Annotated in this window: 14 protein-coding genes; 6 read left to right on the forward strand and 8 right to left on the reverse strand. The window is 41.7% G+C overall.

Annotated elements, in window-relative coordinates; translation table 11 throughout:
• Window positions 1–24: 24 nt before the first annotated feature.
• The 3 genes from AOG26_RS12180 to AOG26_RS12190 all read left to right on the forward strand — a co-directional run bounded on the left by AOG26_RS12180 (window position 25) and on the right by AOG26_RS12190 (window position 3,904).
• Window positions 25–1,860: a DUF885 domain-containing protein gene (locus AOG26_RS12180; protein ID WP_054562747.1), complete on the forward strand. Its 1,836-nt coding sequence runs from the start codon at window positions 25–27 to the stop codon at window positions 1,858–1,860.
• A 99-nt stretch (window positions 1,861–1,959) separates the two neighbouring features.
• Window positions 1,960–2,643, forward strand: coding sequence for a hypothetical protein (locus AOG26_RS12185; protein WP_054562748.1), 684 nt, complete (start codon window positions 1,960–1,962; stop codon window positions 2,641–2,643).
• Between the two features lie 4 nt (window positions 2,644–2,647).
• Window positions 2,648–3,904 (forward strand): lipopolysaccharide biosynthesis protein, encoded by a 1,257-nt coding sequence (locus AOG26_RS12190; RefSeq protein WP_054562749.1) that lies wholly within the window; start codon window positions 2,648–2,650, stop codon window positions 3,902–3,904.
• On the opposite strand, the gene AOG26_RS12195 is transcribed toward AOG26_RS12190, so the two are convergent.
• Window positions 3,893–4,609 (reverse strand): SIMPL domain-containing protein, encoded by a 717-nt coding sequence (locus tag AOG26_RS12195; protein ID WP_054562750.1) that lies wholly within the window; start codon window positions 4,607–4,609, stop codon window positions 3,893–3,895. The genes AOG26_RS12190 and AOG26_RS12195 overlap by 12 nt on opposite strands.
• A 169-nt stretch (window positions 4,610–4,778) precedes the next feature.
• On the opposite strand from AOG26_RS12195, the gene AOG26_RS12200 reads away from it, so the two are divergent.
• A complete protein-coding gene (locus AOG26_RS12200; RefSeq protein ID WP_054562810.1) occupies window positions 4,779–7,448 on the forward strand; it encodes a bifunctional acetate--CoA ligase family protein/GNAT family N-acetyltransferase in 2,670 nt (889 codons plus the stop codon).
• A gap of 10 nt (window positions 7,449–7,458) precedes the next feature.
• A complete protein-coding gene (locus tag AOG26_RS12205; RefSeq protein ID WP_054562751.1) occupies window positions 7,459–8,412 on the forward strand; it encodes an ion transporter in 954 nt (317 codons plus the stop codon).
• Between the two features lie 27 nt (window positions 8,413–8,439).
• On the opposite strand, the gene AOG26_RS12210 is transcribed toward AOG26_RS12205, so the two are convergent.
• Genes AOG26_RS12210 through AOG26_RS12220 form a run of 3 tightly spaced genes read right to left on the reverse strand, consistent with a single transcriptional unit; the run spans window position 8,440 to window position 13,583 of the window.
• Window positions 8,440–12,939, reverse strand: coding sequence for an EAL domain-containing protein (locus AOG26_RS12210; RefSeq protein ID WP_054562752.1), 4,500 nt, complete (start codon window positions 12,937–12,939; stop codon window positions 8,440–8,442).
• Window positions 12,940–12,954: 15 nt separating this feature from the next.
• Window positions 12,955–13,380 carry a GNAT family N-acetyltransferase gene (locus tag AOG26_RS12215; RefSeq protein ID WP_054562753.1) on the reverse strand — a complete coding sequence of 142 codons (426 nt, stop codon included), beginning with the start codon at window positions 13,378–13,380 and terminating at the stop codon, window positions 12,955–12,957.
• Between the two features lie 2 nt (window positions 13,381–13,382).
• Window positions 13,383–13,583: a DUF3283 family protein gene (locus tag AOG26_RS12220; RefSeq protein ID WP_054562754.1), complete on the reverse strand. Its 201-nt coding sequence runs from the start codon at window positions 13,581–13,583 to the stop codon at window positions 13,383–13,385.
• Window positions 13,584–13,736: 153 nt separating this feature from the next.
• Here AOG26_RS12220 and AOG26_RS12225 point away from each other — a divergent pair, with 153 nt between their 5' ends.
• Window positions 13,737–14,438 (forward strand): transporter substrate-binding domain-containing protein, encoded by a 702-nt coding sequence (locus tag AOG26_RS12225; RefSeq protein ID WP_235575491.1) that lies wholly within the window; start codon window positions 13,737–13,739, stop codon window positions 14,436–14,438.
• On the opposite strand, the gene AOG26_RS12230 is transcribed toward AOG26_RS12225, so the two are convergent.
• From AOG26_RS12230 to zntR, 4 genes are all read right to left on the reverse strand, one after another.
• Window positions 14,435–14,680 (reverse strand): DUF1289 domain-containing protein, encoded by a 246-nt coding sequence (locus AOG26_RS12230; RefSeq protein WP_054562755.1) that lies wholly within the window; start codon window positions 14,678–14,680, stop codon window positions 14,435–14,437. The genes AOG26_RS12225 and AOG26_RS12230 overlap by 4 nt on opposite strands.
• A gap of 262 nt (window positions 14,681–14,942) precedes the next feature.
• Window positions 14,943–16,073 (reverse strand): 1-acyl-sn-glycerol-3-phosphate acyltransferase, encoded by a 1,131-nt coding sequence (locus AOG26_RS12235; protein ID WP_054562756.1) that lies wholly within the window; start codon window positions 16,071–16,073, stop codon window positions 14,943–14,945.
• A gap of 155 nt (window positions 16,074–16,228) precedes the next feature.
• On the reverse strand, window positions 16,229–17,509 hold the full coding sequence (locus AOG26_RS12240; RefSeq protein WP_054562757.1) for an SO_0444 family Cu/Zn efflux transporter: 1,281 nt from the start codon (window positions 17,507–17,509) through the stop codon (window positions 16,229–16,231).
• On the reverse strand, window positions 17,493–17,906 hold the full coding sequence (gene zntR, locus AOG26_RS12245) for a Zn(2+)-responsive transcriptional regulator (protein WP_082401639.1): 414 nt from the start codon (window positions 17,904–17,906) through the stop codon (window positions 17,493–17,495). The genes AOG26_RS12240 and zntR overlap by 17 nt, the downstream gene beginning before the upstream one ends.
• Window positions 17,907–17,914: the final 8 nt, after the last annotated feature.

The raw sequence follows: 17,914 nt of genomic DNA on the forward strand, positions 1-17,914 counted from the left end.
TCTAACAACTACAAAGGAACGATAATGCGTAAACTGACCTTCATCGCTGCGGCGGTAAGTGTTGCATTACTTGGCGGCTGCCAACAAATGCAAGAGCAACCGAAGCCTGCACCAAGTGTACAAAGCCAACCTGTACAAAGTGAAATCGATAAAGCTAATGCCTTCTTCGAAGATACTTTTAACCGTGATGTAATGAAAAGCCCTATCTATCAAACATACATGGGCATCAAAAAAGATTACGACAAATGGGACGATGGCAGCGAAGAGCGCGTTTTAGAAGACTTTGAACAAACTAAAGCTGACCTAGTTGCGCTTAACGCAATTAACCGTGACCTATTAGATGACGCAACAAAAGTAAGCTACGACCTTAAAAAGCAAGATTTAGAAAACGAAATTGCTGATTTCAAATGGCGTCATTACAACTACCCTGTGAACCAAATGTTTGGTGTTCACTCGATGATCCCTGCGTTTTTAATCAACCAACATCAAATTGCCGATGTATCTGATGCTAAAGCGTATATCTCACGTTTAAATGGTGTTACAACGGTTATTGATCAGCTAATCAAAGACCTTGAAGTACGAGCAGATAAAGGCATTATCGCGCCTAAGTTTGTTTTCCCACACGTGATTGATTCAAGCAATAATATCTTACGCGGCGCACCCTTCCATGATGGTGAAGACTCAACGTTACTAGCTGACTTTAAACGTAAAGTTAATGCATTAGAGATTGCTGACAGCGAAAAATCTGCACTTATCAGCGACGCTGAAAAAGCCCTAAAAGCAGCAGTAAAACCTTCTTACACTAAGCTAATTAACTTCTTAGCTCAGTTAGAAAAACGCGCTGATGACCGTGATGGTGCTTGGAAATTCCCTGACGGTGAAGCGTTCTACAATAATGCTTTAGCACGTACCACAACGACTGATTTAACAGCAAAAGAAATCCACACAATCGGTTTAGCTGAAGTCGCGCGTATTCACGACGAAATGCGTGAGATTAAGGACAAAGTAGGCTTTAAAGGTGACCTTAAAGCATTCATGCAATTCATGAAAACTGATAAGCAGTTCTACTACCCTAACACAGCTGAAGGTAAACAACGTTACCTTGATGAGGCAACAGCGCTTATCGATAACATGAAATCTCGTCTAGACGAGCTATTCATTGTTAAGCCAAAAGCTGACCTTAAAGTTAAAGCTGTTGAAGCATTCCGTGAAAAAGCTGCAGGTAAAGCGTTCTACCAACAACCTGCACCAGATGGCTCACGCCCAGGCATTTATTACGCAAACCTTTACGACATGGAAGCAATGCCAACATACCAAATGGAAGCACTTGCGTACCACGAAGGTATTCCTGGTCACCACATGCAAATTGCTATCGCGCAAGAGCTTGAAGATGTACCTAAGTTCCGTAAGTTTGGCGGCTACACAGCGTATGTTGAAGGCTGGGGTTTATACTCAGAGCTAGTACCAAAAGAAATGGGCTTATACGAAGACCCATATTCAGATTTTGGTCGTCTTGCGATGGAATTATGGCGTGCATGTCGCCTAGTAGTAGATACAGGTATCCACGCTATGAAGTGGACACGTCAAGAAGGTATCGACTACTACGTAAATAACACACCAAATGCGACGTCTGATGGCGTTAAAATGGTTGAGCGTCACATTGTAATGCCTTCACAAGCAACGGCATACAAAGTGGGCATGCTGAAAATTTTAGAGCTTCGTGAAGCGGCTAAAGAAAAACTAGGCGATAAATTCGATATTCGTGAATTCCACGATGTAGTACTTAAAAATGGTGCAGTACCATTAAATGTACTAGAGAAGTTTGTTGACCAATGGGTTGCTAAAAAACAAGCAGCTTAACCTATAAAGACTTGAAAAAGGCCGCTCAGCGGCCTTTTTTATTTATTTAAACAACTAGTTGAGCTATAAATGTATAAATAATAAAAAACGAGTATCTCCATGCAAAGCGCGATTGAGCAATTGAACAGCCGGCTTCAACATCATCAGTTAAAAGAACTCATTGCCGATTACCAAAGTTTATCGGGAGTGTTGCAAGCGGCACAATTACAGCACATTTATCAATTAGCTTGCAGTAGTGAAGTTAAATACTTGTTTTTACAAAATGTGGCAGCGCATTTACTCGAAGCAAGCCCGCTGCCAAGTGAAGCTGTAGCCTTAATTGATGATATCGATAAACTGAGCTTTTTCACGCCTGGTCTTAAGTTTCAAAATGCTTTTTGTGTAACAGACAGTCAGGGCAATACCTTACTTCATCATTTATTTACGCAGTGTCAGGCTGATAACCTACCCTTTAATTACTTGCGTTCGTTAATGTTATTTGAAAGCAACGAAAGCTTAGGCATAGCGTTAAAAACATTAAATAAACAGCAGCTCACTCCTATTGGTTGCTTTATAGCGCAAAACAGCACGACCCAAATGCTAGCCAAACATGAGTTCTCTGCGCTATTAGCCATGATGGAAGTCGACCAAAGCCACAACCCTCGCGCAGTCAGCGCCTTAATAAATACCTTTAAGCAATTTTATGGTGCCAATCAACCAGCGAGTAGCGACAGCAAAGTGCTGCTTTGCGCGGCCTATTTGCAAGTGCCAACAGCGCAGTTATTAAACGCGCTCAATCAATAGCTCCATGAATAAGGATGTTGTTAAAGCGTTTTTATCGCTCAGCAGTTTTACAGCCCTTAATCACGGTAGCCGTATTGTGCTTACCTTATGCCTTGCAAGGATATTAAGTACTGATGAGTTTGGTACTTTCGCCGCGTTACTCGCACTGTGTGAAATTCTGTTATTACCCGCGAGTATGGGTTTTGCATCGTCTTTAATGCGTATTAGCTACCCACTCTACAAAGCCCAGCAACATGAGTTACTACGTGGCTTAAAACATGTTTATTTAGCTGCATCATGTTTATTTGGGGTGATTTTTGTCGCAGCTGTGGTGATTAGCTTTCAGGCTATTTCACCACACCAAAGTGCTCAAGAGCATGTGGTCTATTTACTGTTACTGGTGCCGATTGGCGCCATTATGCAAAGCCAATCGGCTTTTTTAGTGGCTTTGAATAAACCAAAAATTGGCCTGATAACGCAGCAGTGTATTTTTGAATTGCTAACCGCGGGGTTTTGCTTTTTCGTGTACTTGATACGTGGCGATTTATCTTTAGTCGAGATTTGTATCTTGTTGTTTTGTAGCATCTTGTGCGTAGTCATTTATCAATATTGGTTAATCAAAAAAATGATCGTCGCAAGCACTGCCCGCTACCAAACCAAGCAATGGTGTAAAGACTCCTTGATCATGCTCGCCAGTGGCGCAGGCACCGTATTAGTAGCAAAACTCGATGTATTACTGGTGCATCACTGGTTTGGTGCACAAGGCGTGAGTATCTTCTTTCCTGCGGTAGTGATTGCTGGCTTACTGACTATTTTAGGCAATGCCGCCAACCAATATTTAAAACCCATTTTAATGGCAGATGAAACGACCGAGCAGCAACTTAGCGAATTAATGAAAGTGGTATGGCGTTTTAACTTTGCCGCTATTTTGCTACTTGCCCTGCTCGCAAAGCCACTACTCACTCTCTATGGCGAAAGCCAATTGCAGGAAGGGTTTTGGATTTTAATGCTGCTGTTACTCGGGCAACTGTTATTACCAGCAAGGATTTTAGCCAGTAGCATGATCAAGTTAAAAGGGAACCCGCTTATTAATTTGTACGTATTACTTGGCGCAACCAGTGTCACGGTTTTAATGGCAGTACTGTTAAAAGATCAGTTTGGCTTATTGGGGGTGGCTGTGGCATTTAGTGGCGGCTTTATGCTCGGTGCGCTTTGCCGCATGGTAATTGTATGCACACGCATGCGGCTGCCTTTATCTGTGGTATTGGGTTTAGTCAGATAGATAATATTCAACACTGGTAACAACACGCACTTTTTTCAGCTGAGGTGTGTTTGAATCTCTATCAGAAATTGAAAACTGCCCCTGACGCGCAGTTTTAATTTTACCTAATTTAGATTGTGAATCTTTGGCAAATTTCATTGCCACTTCACGGGCTTTTTCGGTTGCTTCTTGAATCATATTTGGCTTAATTTCATTTAAGCCATTAAATAAATATTGAATACGCGTTTCGTAATTGTCTTGTACTATCGCAATGCCTTGCTTGGCTAATTGGCTTACTGCGCCTAAGGCATGTTGCACTTTTTCGATGTCATTTGAATAAACAATGACATTATTACGGGCAATATAACGAAACTGTTGATTTTCGCCGCCATATTCGCGGGCTTGTTTATCAATAATTGACTGACTACCAAGACTAATTTCTTCATCACTAAAGCCATGTAGCTTTAAAAAGGCGACGACTGCATCGCTTTTCTCTTCAACCCGACCCACTAATTTTTCAAGGTTGTTATCGGCATCAGAAAACTGCAATGGCCAAATTACGGTGTCGGCAGGCACTTCCATTTCAGCTAACCCTTTAACGTGAACAGTGCGCTCCATGCCTTTCACATCAAGGGCTGCACTTTTCAAAATAAAACCTAATCCGAGCAAACCAACCGCCAATGCACACGCTGCAATAACGATATTAAATGGTTGCGCTTTATTCATGCTTTTCTCCTTGATGTAGGTCACTGTTTTTGACTCGAAAAGTAGTTATAAACAGGTTATCTTATGAGTATAACTTTTAATACTTTAGAAGCGTGTCGGTTCTAGTTTGGGTGTATTAAACTTAACAGACCCTGAAGTTTTAACAAACAGCGCAAGCGAAGGAAACAGCATGAGCGTTAAACGTATTAGCCAATTTTTTAACCCTAAATCAGTCGCGGTCATTGGCGCCTCAAATTCCCCTAACCGAGCGGGGTTTGTGGTTATGCGCAACCTTTTACAAGGGGGCTTTAAAGGCCCAATCATGCCTGTTAGTTTAAATCACAGCGCTGTACACGGCGTACTAGCCTACCCGAGCATTGCTGCACTACCCAAAGTGCCTGATCTTGCGGTTATTTGTACTAATAAAAACACCTTAATCAACATCATTAACGAGCTTGGGGAGCTTGGCTGTAAACATGCAGTGGTGATTGCAGCCGGCTTAAACGCCGACCAAAAGTACGCATTAAAAGAAGCAGCTGCTGAGGCAAATGTCTCTTTACTTGGGCCTAATTGTTTGGGCTTACTTATTCCTCATATTGGCTTAAATGCTAGTTTTTCGCATACAGTTGCAAGCCCCGGAAAGCTCGCCTTTGTATCGCAATCAGCGGCTGTTTGCTCAACCATTCTTGATTGGGCGAAGAACAAAGAGATTGGCTTTTCATATTTTGTGTCTGTAGGTGATTGCCTTGATATCGACTTTGATGAGTTACTCGACTTTTTAGGTCGCGATGCTAAAACCAAGGCTATCTTGTTGTATATCGATAATATTGAAGATATTCGTAGCTTTATTTCTGCAGCGCGAGCTGCTGCGTTTAGCAAACCTGTCATTGCCATTAAAACCGGTAAAACCAGCGCCGGAGCCCTTGCTGCAGAAATACACACTGGTGGCAAACAAAGCTCTGATGCGGTCTATGATGCGTTGTTTCAGCGAGCGGGTATGCTAAGGGTAAACGACTTACGAGAGCTTTTTGCAGCAACACAAACGCTGGCAATGCACCCCAAACTACTTAAAGTCGAACAACTGACTATTTTAACCAATGGCGGCGGCCCTGGTGTCATGGCTGTGGATACGCTCTTGCAAAGCTCAGGAAAACTAGCAGAGCTTAGCGACGAGACCAGAGCAGCGCTGAATAAAGTGATCCCGCAATCAGAGATGACCTCGAATCCGGTGGATATTTTTGGTGACTCAGCACCAAGGCGCTATCAACAAGCCTTAGAAATTTTACTGCAAGCCAAAGAAGTTAAAAACCTGCTGATCATTCATACCCCTTCTGCGCTTGCACCGAGTGAAGACTATGCTGAGATCATTGTCGAAACCTTAGAGAAAATCCCGAAGATGGCTCGCCCTTATGTTATGACAAACTTTATGGGTGAAGATGCCGCGTATGCTGCGCGAAAAGTCTGCGCTAATAATGCCATTCCGACCTACCGTACACCTGAAGGTGCGGTTGGTGCGTTTATGCACTTGGTAAGTTATCGCCGTAACCAAAAGCATTTAACGCAAACGCCAGAATCAAACACCGATGATGCAAAAATAAATAAAGACGCAGCACGCATTGTAGTAAATGAGTTTTTAGCCGAAGAGCAAAGCTATTTATCAACCCATGAAGCAAGCCAAATACTCACTCATTATGGTATTGATTGTATTCAAACTGAAGTTGCTTACACACCAACAGAAGCCAAAGAGCAAGCCATTGAGCTAGGTTTTCCTGTAGCGTTAAAACTAATAAGCCCAAGTATTCCTTCTAAATCAGAAGTCGGTGGTGTGGTCCTTAATTTAAATGATGCACAAGAAGTTGAGCAAACAGCCTTTGCCATGCTGCTACGAATCAAAAACACCTACCCTGACGCCCATATTGAAGGCTTTTCATTGCAAAAGATGGCGCCGCGAGCAGGTGCTAATGAGCTACGAATCGCTATTAAAACAGAGCCGAACTTTGGCCCAGTGATCTTACTGGGTGAAGCAGGCACCGGACTTGAATTCGCTCAAGCTGCAGTGGCATTACCACCACTGAATATGAACTTGGCAAAATACCTGATTGCTGCGGCGCACGATAAAGGCGTACTTAAAGACCGCGTACTACCAGAAAAGGTCGATAAATACCGTTTATGCGCCCTACTCACCCGCATCTCGCAGCTTGTTATCGACCAACCTGACATTACCAGTGTTGAGCTAAACCCTATTTTAGCCAGCAACGGGCAGTTTTTAGTCCTTGATGCGACTATCGGCCTTAGCCGTTACAAAGCAAAAGCGAATCGTAAACGCTTGTGTATTCGCCCCTACCCGATTGAATTGGTTAAAGAGGTAACCCTTAAAAACAATACCCAAGCACAGCTAAGACCAATTAAACCGGAAGATGAGCAAGCTCACTTAGAGTTTGATCAATCATTAAGTAAAGAAGACAGATATAAACGCTTCTTCGGTGAATTACCGCAATTTAACCATGATCAGCTCGCGAAAATGACGCAAATTGATTATGACCGAGAAATGGCGTTTATTGTCAGCCAAGAGCAAAATGGTTCAGCCTGTACATTAGGGGTGTCTCGTGTACTTATGGATCCAGACAAACTCGATGCTGAGTTTGCAATTGTGGTGCGCTCTGATTGCCAAGGTTTAGGACTTGGCACAATATTAATGAATGCGGCAATTGAGCATTGTAAAAACCAAGGCGTAAAACAAATTGCTGGTATTACCTTGCCAGAAAACACCGGCATGATTGAACTGGCACGAAAACTCGGGTTTAAGATCACCCGCGACTTTGAAGAAGGCAGCATTAATATGGTGCTAAAACTTAACTAAAAACTGGATCATTATTTTGCATCGTTTAAGAAATTACACTGCACGAGTTTTTGAAGGTAACGGTAAATATCGACGTATAGGGCGCGCTCTCGACGTGTTTTTAATGTCGTTGATCATGATTAATGTGGTGGCGATTGTGTTGGAGTCAGTCGGCCCTTTAGCAAAGCAATATCATCACGAATTTTTAATGATTGAGCTGATTTCTGTCGGTATCTTTACCTTAGAATATGTGCTCAGGCTTTGGTGCTGTGTTGATAAAAGCGTGCATAAAGAAAGTACACTAACAAATTCAAAAATTCGCATTAAGTATTTCTTTTCGCCCATGGCGCTGATTGATCTTATAGCGATTTTACCCACCATTCTGATGGTCTTTGTGAGTGTTGATTTACGCTTCTTACGAGTGCTTAGGTTAATGCGTATCTTTAAGCTGACGCGCTATTCAAGGGCAATGCAGCTGCTATTAAACTCGTTCAAAGAAGAAAGCAGCTCACTGCTTGCGGCTTTTTTTATTATGGCCGTAGTGCTGATCATTGCTTCATGCGGTATTTACTTAATTGAACACGATGTACAGCCAGATAAATTTGGCTCTATCCCTGCTGCAATGTGGTGGGCAATGGTGACATTAACAACCGTTGGTTATGGCGATGTCGTGCCTGTGACTCCCCTTGGTCGCTTATTTGGTGGTGCTATTACACTGGTAAGTATGGGCATGGTGGCTATTCCAACTGGTTTGTTGGCCTCAAGCTTTTCTGAGCAGTTACGTAAACGCAGACAAGTGTTTACCGATGCAGTGCATGAAGCCGTTGAAGATGGGCACTTATCGCCTGTTGAAGAAGAGCACTTAGAAAACTTACGGTATAAACTGGGTTTAAGTCAGCAAGAGGCGAATAAAGCGATTCATAACGAGCTTAAAAACCGCAATCGCAATCTGTATTGCCGCCACTGTGGTAAACGCCAAGATTAACGAAAAGGGTAAAGTTTTCGCTTTACCCTAAAATTCATCATCCCACTGGGTATCTAAAAGCGCTTTCACCTCATCACCTGCCACAGGTTTGCTAAACAGGTAACCTTGGAAATACTCACAGCCTAAAGAGCGTAAGAACTGCAATTGCGTGCGGTTCTCAACCCCTTCTGCTACACACTCTTTACCCAAGCTTTTTGCAAGAGTAAGCGTTGAATTGATAATCGCTTCATCACCTTTATCAATACCAATGTCATTAACAAAGCTTTTGTCTATTTTCAGCACATCAACCGGAAAACGTTTCAAATAGGTCAGTGACGCATAACCCGTTCCAAAGTCATCCATATAAATACGACAGCCTAAGGCTTTGAGTTTTTCCATACTTTGCTGCGCTTTATCTGAATCGTGCATCATCACTGATTCGGTGATCTCAAACACTAGCGCGCTCGCAGGAACTTTAATTGCGCTTATTGATTGATGTATTTTCTCAACCAGATTTTCGCTTTCAAAATCTAGGGCTGAGAGATTAATAGAAATATATAAATCAGGATGCGTGGTACGCCATTGGCGCAGCTCAATCAATGCTCTTGATAAAGTCTGCAGCATAATTTTGGTAATTAGCCCGGAGCTTTCTGCTGCATTTGCAAAGTCTTCTGGTTTATATTCATCATTACTCGGCCAACGTAACAACACTTCAAGCCCCGCCACTTGGCGAGTCTCTGCGCTCACGATTGGCTGATAAAAATTACAAAACTCATGTTCTTGGTAAGCTTTACTTAACTGTGATTCAAGATGCAAAGTACGCTGCACTTGTAAGTTCATTTCTTGCTTATAGAACTGATAACAGCCTTCGACATGACTTTTCGCGTGGTACAGTGCCACATTAGAGGCTTTTAATAAGGCTTTGGTGTCCTTTGCATCATCAGGGTAAACAGCAACACCAACACTAAGGTTCACTTTTACAGCTTGCTGGCTAAGTTCAATATGGGTATCGACACAATCCATCACTTTTGCACATAACAGCAGTAACTCATCAAGCTGTTTAAAATCTTCGGCAAGGATCACAAACTCGTCACCATCGAAACGAGCCACGCTATCTTGTGGACGCAACACGTGTTTTAAACGCTTAGCAACACGCTTAATTAATTCATCAGACTCTTCACGGCCTAGCGAATCATTAAAGTGCTTAAAGCGCTTAATATTAACGTTTAATAACGCCACTTTTGTTTGATGGTAATCAGCTTGTTCAATAGCGTGAACGACTCGGTCGTTGAACAAGGTTTTATTTGGCAGTCCCGTCAAAGCATCGTAGTTGGCCAGTAGATGCAGCTCGTTTTCAGCCAGCTTTTGCGCGCTAATATCAGTAACTATAATCACATAGCTATCAAGTTGGCGATTATTGCCTGCAACCGCACTTATTTTTATTAATACTTGGCGCTTTTCACCGCCAGCAACTTCAACAACATCTTCGGCTGAAAAGTGCTCACCCGATTCAAGCTTTTGCATAATGCGTAAGTAATGGATACGAGTTGATATAGGCATACCCAGTGTGAGCGAACGGCTAGACCGAGGCTCTGCAGGAAAGCCAAAGGCATCTTGGAATGACTTATTGGTAGCGCGAATACGCAGATTCTTATCTAAGATAAACACCCAGTCGCGAGTTTGTTCAAATGCCGCACCAAACAAACGGGCATTTTCTTCAAATACCAGCTCTCGGGTCATATTTGTGTAGGTGCCCGCTACTTTTTCAGGGGCGCTGTCTTGCCACTCAACCACTTTGCCAAAGTCTTTATACCAACGCCAATTACCATCAGCATGACGTAGTCTGTAAGTGCAATTGAAATAGCCTTTTTGTGTAGATAAAAACTCTAACCACTCTAACCGGAAAGTTTGCTTATCATGAGGGTGAATCTTTGCTAAATAATCATCTAAATTTACGCTATCAGTTTCATAACCTAACTCATTTTTAAGACGCGGTTGATAAATAATCGGGCTTTGCGATGACCAATCCCATACTCCAGAATGGCTGCCTTCAAGAGCAAGCTTCAATCGTGCTTCACTCTCTTTACTCTCTTTATGGGCGGCTAGTAATATTTGTTGCATACGGTTACGCCTAAACACCCAAGCAGCAACAAACAGTGCAACCAAAATCACATATAAAACAATAAAGTGAGGTGCACGCCAAGGTGGGTATTTCACTTCGATATTCAAAATAGCGGGCGGCGTTAACTCTCCGGTTAATGGATCTTTTGCCCATACCTTAAGGTGGTATTTTCCTGCACTGAGTTTTGGGAAGAGTACTCGGTTGTTATTGCGGGTATAAGTTTTTTGACCATCACCTAGCTGGTATTCATAAATGATACGTTCTTGATAGTTAAATGCCATCGCAGAAAAGGCAACTTCAAGGCCTATATCATCATGCTCAAGAACGACACTATCGATAGGCTGTTTTAGCTCAGCGGGTAAATCGCGCGACATCAAATCAAGGTTAGTAATATTTACGTGATCAATTAAAGCTTGCTGATAGTGGTTATCCATAGGGTAAAAGTAGGTAAAGCCTTTTAGCGTACCATAGACAATTTGCCCTGACTCAAGCTTAGTAAATGCACCACTATTAAACTCGGTTGAGAATAACCCTTCTGAGCCAGTAAATTGCTGAAAATGTAAATTATCTGGGTTCAGTCGCCAAAGTCCTTTGTGGCTACTCATCCATATCATGCCCGCTTCATCAAGCACCATGTCGTATAACAAAGTACCTAACTTATTCTTTTCAAGGTCGATGGTATAAATATGCTCGTAAGTGCTGGCGTCTAAGCCGATTAAGCCAAAGTTTGAAAGCGATAACCACAACACATTGTTATTATCTATGATGTAAGACATCACATTCACAGCAACATTTTCATGTTGTTCAGGCACTTTATATATCGTCGAGAGCTCGTATGTATCAGGGTCAACTTGATACAGAATACCCGCATTATAAAATAATGGCGCTTCTGGATTTGACGACAACGCAGGTAAAAATCCGTAGGCTAAAAACGGCTCAAACTCATCAAACTTGCCGCCTAGTCGGGTCACTTTTTGGCTATCGATATTATAAACAAACATGCCGTAATCAGGGTGAACATAGTAAAGATCCCCCGATGGCATCAACAATATGCCATGCACCCAATCGTTAATTAAAACCTGGTTCTCGGGATTTGCGGCTTTGACTGAGGAGGCCTGCCCGGTTTTCGGATCAAAGCTTAAAATACCGCGATTAGTGTGCAGCCATAACTTATCTTTGTAGGGCATGATTTGGTAAATACTGAATTCAGTAGTTATAAGGTCAACCTGATAATCTTTTAAAAACACTTCACTTTCGTAGGTTTCTAAATCAACCGCTGTTAAACCATTATGGGTGGCAAGCCAGAGACGATTTTGAAACTCAGTGATACTCCAAATTGAATGATGAGATAGCCCATCGCCTGTTAATGAGTTGGCTGTTACATTGATAAAATTGTAATTGTCGTATGACTGATAAAACGCCCCATCATTTTTGGTTGCCAGCCACATTCCACCTGAGCGGTCTTTCACAATATCAATAATGCTGGTGTCAGCTAGTGTGTAACCACTTTCCTTTAGGCGCATATTCTTAGCTAACTCACCCGTGTCAAGGTTATATTCAAATAACCCTTTGTCAGTGCCAAGCGTAATAGAGTTAGCCTCTGGAATAATTTTCCAAATATTTAATTCACTGATGAGTGTTTTATTTTTGAAGGCGATATCAGGGGTATCAAACATTGCTTTTAAATTGCTAATATCAACCTGATAAAGGCCTCTAACAGCCCCCACTAGCAATGTTTGTTCATTGATAATAGCGAACGATTTCACATAATTTTGATAAATATGACTTGGCTCATTTTGGAGATGTTCAAGTTTACGGACTTTTCCTGATGCCAACTCATACACATAAGCACCATTACTAGTGCCCATAAAAATATAACCTTGGTACGCGAAAAGCTCTCGAATAACGCTGCTTTTAACCCGCTCAGGAATTTCAAAAATAGAGGTGATTTTTTTCGTTTCTAAGTCTAGTTTGGCAAAATCCCAGCCTCGCCCTAGCCAAAGTGTTTTGTCATCAACAGCTACCATGCTAAACACCGACTCAATAAAAATTTGCTCTTCAGTGGTTGGTTTAGCAATAAACTGCTGATAAGTATCCGAAGTGGGATCATAGCGGAATAAACCCGCTTGTAGTGAAGCTATCCAGATATAGCCTTGTGGATCTTGGTAAATACGGTCAATGATGGCATCTTCAAGCTCACCATTAGGGCCTTTGATATGAACCACCTGATAACCATCGTAGCGATTGAGGCCACCTTCAGTCGATAACCACAAGTAGCCACTGTTATCGATAAGCATAGTGTTTACATAACTTTGCGATAAGCCTTCACTGGTTGATAAACGTTTTACCTGAGAGATAGCGGGATGGCTAAACAAGCCACAGGTCAAAATAAAAAATAACGCTATACTGGAGAAGAACTTAGTCATTGACGTTCCAAATTGCTAACTTGGCACTGTGTCACGCGTAAAGTGCATCGCAACTACGTTTCGATGCGCATATACCTCAAACAACGATTGCAAAGAATTGGGTAATGTTAATGCATAGTTAAACCCATTTTGTAGATAAAAATCAATCAGATTTTGGTACACGAAGGTAAAAACTGTCCCTTTTTGTGCGGCGGTGACAGCCGCAAGTAATTGTGAAGCAATTTTTTGACCCCGCCATACTTCATCAACATAAAGGGTAGACAAAAATAACAGCCCAGCTTGGTTTTGAACTCGGCAAGCGGCAATTATTTCTGTTTCTTTGTAAGCAACCCATACTTGGTCAGCTTTGCTCGCTCGGCCGCGAGCCTTGTGTTTATCATAAAATTTGTTTACTAACGGCGTTTTAATTGGCTCAAGTAAACAAAATCTAAACGCAGCCATGGTTAGCTCATTAGCGAAAGGTAATGCTCAAACTGCTGCTTTAAGAACGCTTGCTCAGATATTGGACGACTATTTATTGCAGTGTAAACACCTTCGCGGGTGTTCTTACCACGCTTTATTTGATAAGCCCAAAAAGACGCTTCGTAATCCAATTGAATTTGATATTTTTGCTCTCGTGGCAATTTACATAGATTGAAACTCATACTTTCTCAGCAATAAATTTTTGATTTCACAAGTATAACAAAATTAACAGGCTTTAATCCCTTTTATTAGCTTAAAAAGCCCACGGATAAGCTTGATTTTGGAAACACATATCAGTAAATTAACGAGCAATTTATGTACGCAAGGAACGCACGTTGTCGAAGTATCTGAGTCACAGATTTGCCTTATTTTTGCTGTTTTTTTGCTTCTCAAGTAGTGCCAGCACTAATTTACTGATCTTTAATCGCCCCGCTGATACACCACAAGCTCGCTATGTTATTGATTTAATGAAAATGGCATACAAAGAAATTGGCTATGAGATCCATATAATCGATTTTAATCATCAAAATGCGCTGGTTGCTGCAAACCAAGGTGTGCTCGATGGGCAACTAGGGCGCATTGCCGATGTTAAAGACGATTATCCTAATTTATTGAAAGTAGACTATGCGCTTTTTGATTTTAATCTAGTGCTACTGAAAAACTGCCGACAATGCCAATATGAACAGCTTAAATCGTTAGCAATTCAGTCAAGCTACCCAGCGGCTCAGAGTTATATCGATAACCACCCATTTGCAGGCGATGTGATCAAGGTTAGAAATGTCACTGCGCAGCTTAATTTACTCACGCAAAAACGTGTTGAAGGGACAATATTACTAGACTTTTTATTGTCGACTAAGCATCCGGGGTTTGATCAAACAGCCTTTCATAAACAGGTTTTAATGCCGATGCAGAGCTTTCACTTTGTGCATAAACGGCATAAAGCGATAATTCCGCAACTGACTAAAGTACTTAAAAAGCTTGATGAAAACGGCACGGTGCAATTTTTAAAATCGAAATACAACCTCAGTAAATTTTAAAAATCAAAACCGTCTTGCTCAGGATTTGTTTGTTGCTGCTCTGCCTGCTGTTTTTTCTGAAGATAACGTTTATAACGCTGTTGGCATAAGCTAATGACTTTACGTTTTTCTGCATTGGTAAACTTATTCCAATAAAAACGCTCATCACGACTGCGGTAGCAACCTTTACAATAGCCTCGGTTATTAACTTGGCATATCCCTTTGCAAGGGCTTGGAATTTCAAATATTTCAATTTGTTGCATCACAAATGCCGGTTAATAAAGAATATTAAAAGTATAGCCTGAAAATTAACCATAAAAAAAGCCACTTTAAAAAGTGGCTTCTTAAACTAATACCAATTCGCTTAATTAAGTAGTTTATTTTGAGGCAAGAAAATCTTGTTGATAACAAGGAAAAAATTTCGTTATTTAGTTGTTCTAAATGAGAAATTTTTAACGCAGGTAGCGACAGGTTTAATCCCTCAAAATGATTAAGTATTATTGCGGATTGGTATAATTGTATCGCTTACTCAGATTCGCTTGTGGCAAGTTCTGCTTTACGATGAAAAGGTTTAGCATACATAGCTAATACCAAAGGTTTTAGCTCCTCTGGCACTTTTGCTAGTCGCTCGTTAAATGCAGCAGCATCTTTTTCGTCAATCACAGCTTGCGTACAACCACCCGCTATATAGTTACCTGGGTGTAAGAAAAACGAATCAACAATTTGCTGATCAATGGTTTTTGCCAGCTCTTCAGGTGATTCGCAGCCCGATTCAATTGGTTCGCCAAACGCTAAATGTACATGCCCTTTAGCTGTACTAAAACCTTCAACAATACTAGCAATATCTTCACCTTGCTGTTTCACATACTGACCATGTTGCTGTTTATGATAAAGCTCTTTCGCTTTTGCAATCGCGCATGGCTCGTATTGATAAGAGATAGACACTGGCACAATTTTTAATTCGCGTACGTATTCAGCAAACTCTTTTTTCTGCTTACGACCTTGTAACTGCAACATTTTAAGTAAGGCTGGATCTGTTTGATCAAAACCGTCTTTTGCTCGGCCTTCTTTTTGCGCTATCCAAATTGAGTGGCCTTCAGCAAGTGAGTCATAGATATAAGCAGACAGCTGCGACAATGCTTTAAGCATCTCTTTTGGAGCTTTCGCTGAGCGCTTTACAATAAAGCTCTTGTTTAAACGCATTAACTCAGTGATATAAGGAATTTGCAGCAAGTTATCACCAATTGCGATACGAACTGTCGGCATGTTGTGTTTGAACAAGCCCCAGTTCACAAGTGCAGGATCAAGCACAATATCGCGGTGATTCGAAATAAATAAGTAGGCTTGTTTTGGGTCTAGTTTATCGATGCCCGAAAACGTTACTTCTGAAGTCGTACGGGTGATTAGTTTATTTAAATAATCAGCCACTTCGTGCTGAACTTGCTCAACCGATGCGGTGTTGCCCCACTTTTTACGCAGCTGACTGCGCACTAATGGGCGAGTAATAAATGGGAAGTTCGATAAAAAGCGCGGTAGGTTATACTTAGCGATTACATCTACAAAGGCATTATCAGCAATCAAACGCGCTACTGAATCAGCTACTTCATCATCATTGTAAGGTCTTATGTCGGCGTATTTATCCACACTTTCACTCATTAAAAACTACTTAAGTTAAAAAACGGCACGCTGAGCGTGCCGTTAAAAATAATTGGCGGATTATAACTCAGGCAATTTTAAATGCGAACCGAGTCGCGATAGTTAACCAAATTAAATGCCAATTAATGTAGAAAATATATATCTATAACAAATAATTAAGCAATGCTCTTACCAGTTTGCGACGCCTTTTTTAATACCATTTTTAGCAGTAATCTAAGCATTAAAATTGCCAACACAATACCTGCCCCAAGGCTTAACCAATGTGGTAGAACTTCATGTTCTTCGCCCATCATCGGCGCCACCACAAAACCATATTGCGCCACTAAATAATCGGTTAAAAAGCCAAATGCTAGCGCCGTGCCAATCACCCCTATTAAGTAGGCAAATACCGCACGCTTGCCAAGCTCTTTACCAACCACACCAAGTGTTGCAATATTAGTTGCCGGCCCTGCCAACATAAACACTAGCACCGCCCCTGGAGACACACCACTGAGTAATAAGCCTGCCGCAATAGGTGTCGATGCAGTAGCACAAATATACATAGGAATACTGATTAAAATAACCACCAGCATCGCCAGAATGCCATTACCCCATTGGCTTAAATAAGATTCTGGTACATAAGTTTGAACTAGAGCAGCAAAAAATAAACCGATCATTAGCCAAATCATGGTGTCTTCAAGCAGCTTGTTGCAACTAAAGCTCACCGCGCGTTTCAGTTTGTTAAAACGACTTTCAACGGCTTTAGTTGACTGCTCAGTGCTGCAACAGCTTTTCTGCGAAGGTGCTGCTTTTTCAGTTGCGCAACTGTGTTGGGGCTCCTGTGTTGGTTGCGATTCCTTGCTACTACAACAACTTGTTGTTTTAGCAGGCTCAAGTTCTTGAGGTGATTGCTTACTACAACAACTTTGTGCGGGCTTAGTAGATGCCTCTTTGCTACAACAACTCGCTGTAGTCACAGGCTCAGGCTGTTTACTGCTACAACAAGATGTTGATTCTGAGTCTTTTTCATCTGATGCTGTATTTTGATGCTGATGAAGTTCACTGTCTTTCCCCACTAATACACCGGCCACAGTGGCACTGCACACGGCGGCAATAGGACGTATCACCGCCATAAATGGACCTAGTAACACATAAGATACCGAAACTGAATCGACCCCAGTTTCAGGGGTTGAAACTAAAAATGCTGTGGTAGCACTTTTTGACGCCCCTGCCCTTCTCAAACCAATGGCCGCAGGGATCACACCACATGAGCACAAGGGCATTGGGGCACCAATAAAGGCTGCTTTAACTGTGGTCCATAACCCTTCTTTGCCTAAATGCCGGTTAAGAAAGTTAGCAGGCAAATACACATTGAGAAGACCAGCTATGAATAAGCCCAACATTAACCAAGGCGCTGAAAGTAAAAACAGATGCCAAAAATTATTGAGTAAGTCCATCGATATCCTCCAGCGTCGTTAGTATTGAACAGTTTTCAGCAGGCTCTTCTCCGCCACAGCATTTATCTGCTAATAATGATAGTGAGTCATAAAAGCGAGTAAGCTCTGCAATTCGTTGTGCAACGAGATCACGTTTTTGTATCGTCATCTCTTTAACTTCATGACAAGAATGCTGATCTTTATGAAACTTAATTTGCAGTAGCTCTTTGATCTCAGCCAGACTAAAGCCAACATTCTTTGCTCTGAGAATAAACGCCATTTGTTTATAGTCATTCTCAGAATAAAAACGATATCCCACGTCTGAACGCGAACTAGGCGTTAACAAACCATGCTTTTCGTAGTACCGTAGCGTATCTGTTGAGACACCCAACTGACGGGCAAACTCACCTATTTTCATCACCGTCT

The sequence above is a fragment of the Pseudoalteromonas sp. UCD-33C genome, assembly GCF_001306895.1.
Lineage (GTDB): Bacteria > Pseudomonadota > Gammaproteobacteria > Enterobacterales > Alteromonadaceae > Pseudoalteromonas.

Excerpts from the sequence above, each read along its gene's own strand:
- AOG26_RS12180 (WP_054562747.1), top strand. The coding sequence starts at position 25 with ATGCGTAAACTGACCTTCATCGCTGCGGCGGTAAGTGTTGCATTACTT.
- AOG26_RS12185 (WP_054562748.1), top strand. The coding sequence starts at position 1,960 with ATGCAAAGCGCGATTGAGCAATTGAACAGCCGGCTTCAACATCATCAG.
- AOG26_RS12215 (WP_054562753.1), bottom strand. The coding sequence starts at position 13,380 with ATGGCTGCGTTTAGATTTTGTTTACTTGAGCCAATTAAAACGCCGTTA.
- AOG26_RS12220 (WP_054562754.1), bottom strand. The coding sequence starts at position 13,583 with ATGAGTTTCAATCTATGTAAATTGCCACGAGAGCAAAAATATCAAATT.
- AOG26_RS12200 (WP_054562810.1), top strand. The coding sequence starts at position 4,779 with ATGAGCGTTAAACGTATTAGCCAATTTTTTAACCCTAAATCAGTCGCG.
- AOG26_RS12195 (WP_054562750.1), bottom strand. The coding sequence starts at position 4,609 with ATGAATAAAGCGCAACCATTTAATATCGTTATTGCAGCGTGTGCATTG.
- AOG26_RS12235 (WP_054562756.1), bottom strand. The coding sequence starts at position 16,073 with ATGAGTGAAAGTGTGGATAAATACGCCGACATAAGACCTTACAATGAT.
- AOG26_RS12240 (WP_054562757.1), bottom strand. The coding sequence starts at position 17,509 with ATGGACTTACTCAATAATTTTTGGCATCTGTTTTTACTTTCAGCGCCT.
- zntR (WP_082401639.1), bottom strand. The coding sequence starts at position 17,906 with ATGAAAATAGGTGAGTTTGCCCGTCAGTTGGGTGTCTCAACAGATACG.
- AOG26_RS12210 (WP_054562752.1), bottom strand. The coding sequence starts at position 12,939 with ATGACTAAGTTCTTCTCCAGTATAGCGTTATTTTTTATTTTGACCTGT.
- AOG26_RS12190 (WP_054562749.1), top strand. The coding sequence starts at position 2,648 with ATGAATAAGGATGTTGTTAAAGCGTTTTTATCGCTCAGCAGTTTTACA.
- AOG26_RS12230 (WP_054562755.1), bottom strand. The coding sequence starts at position 14,680 with ATGCAACAAATTGAAATATTTGAAATTCCAAGCCCTTGCAAAGGGATA.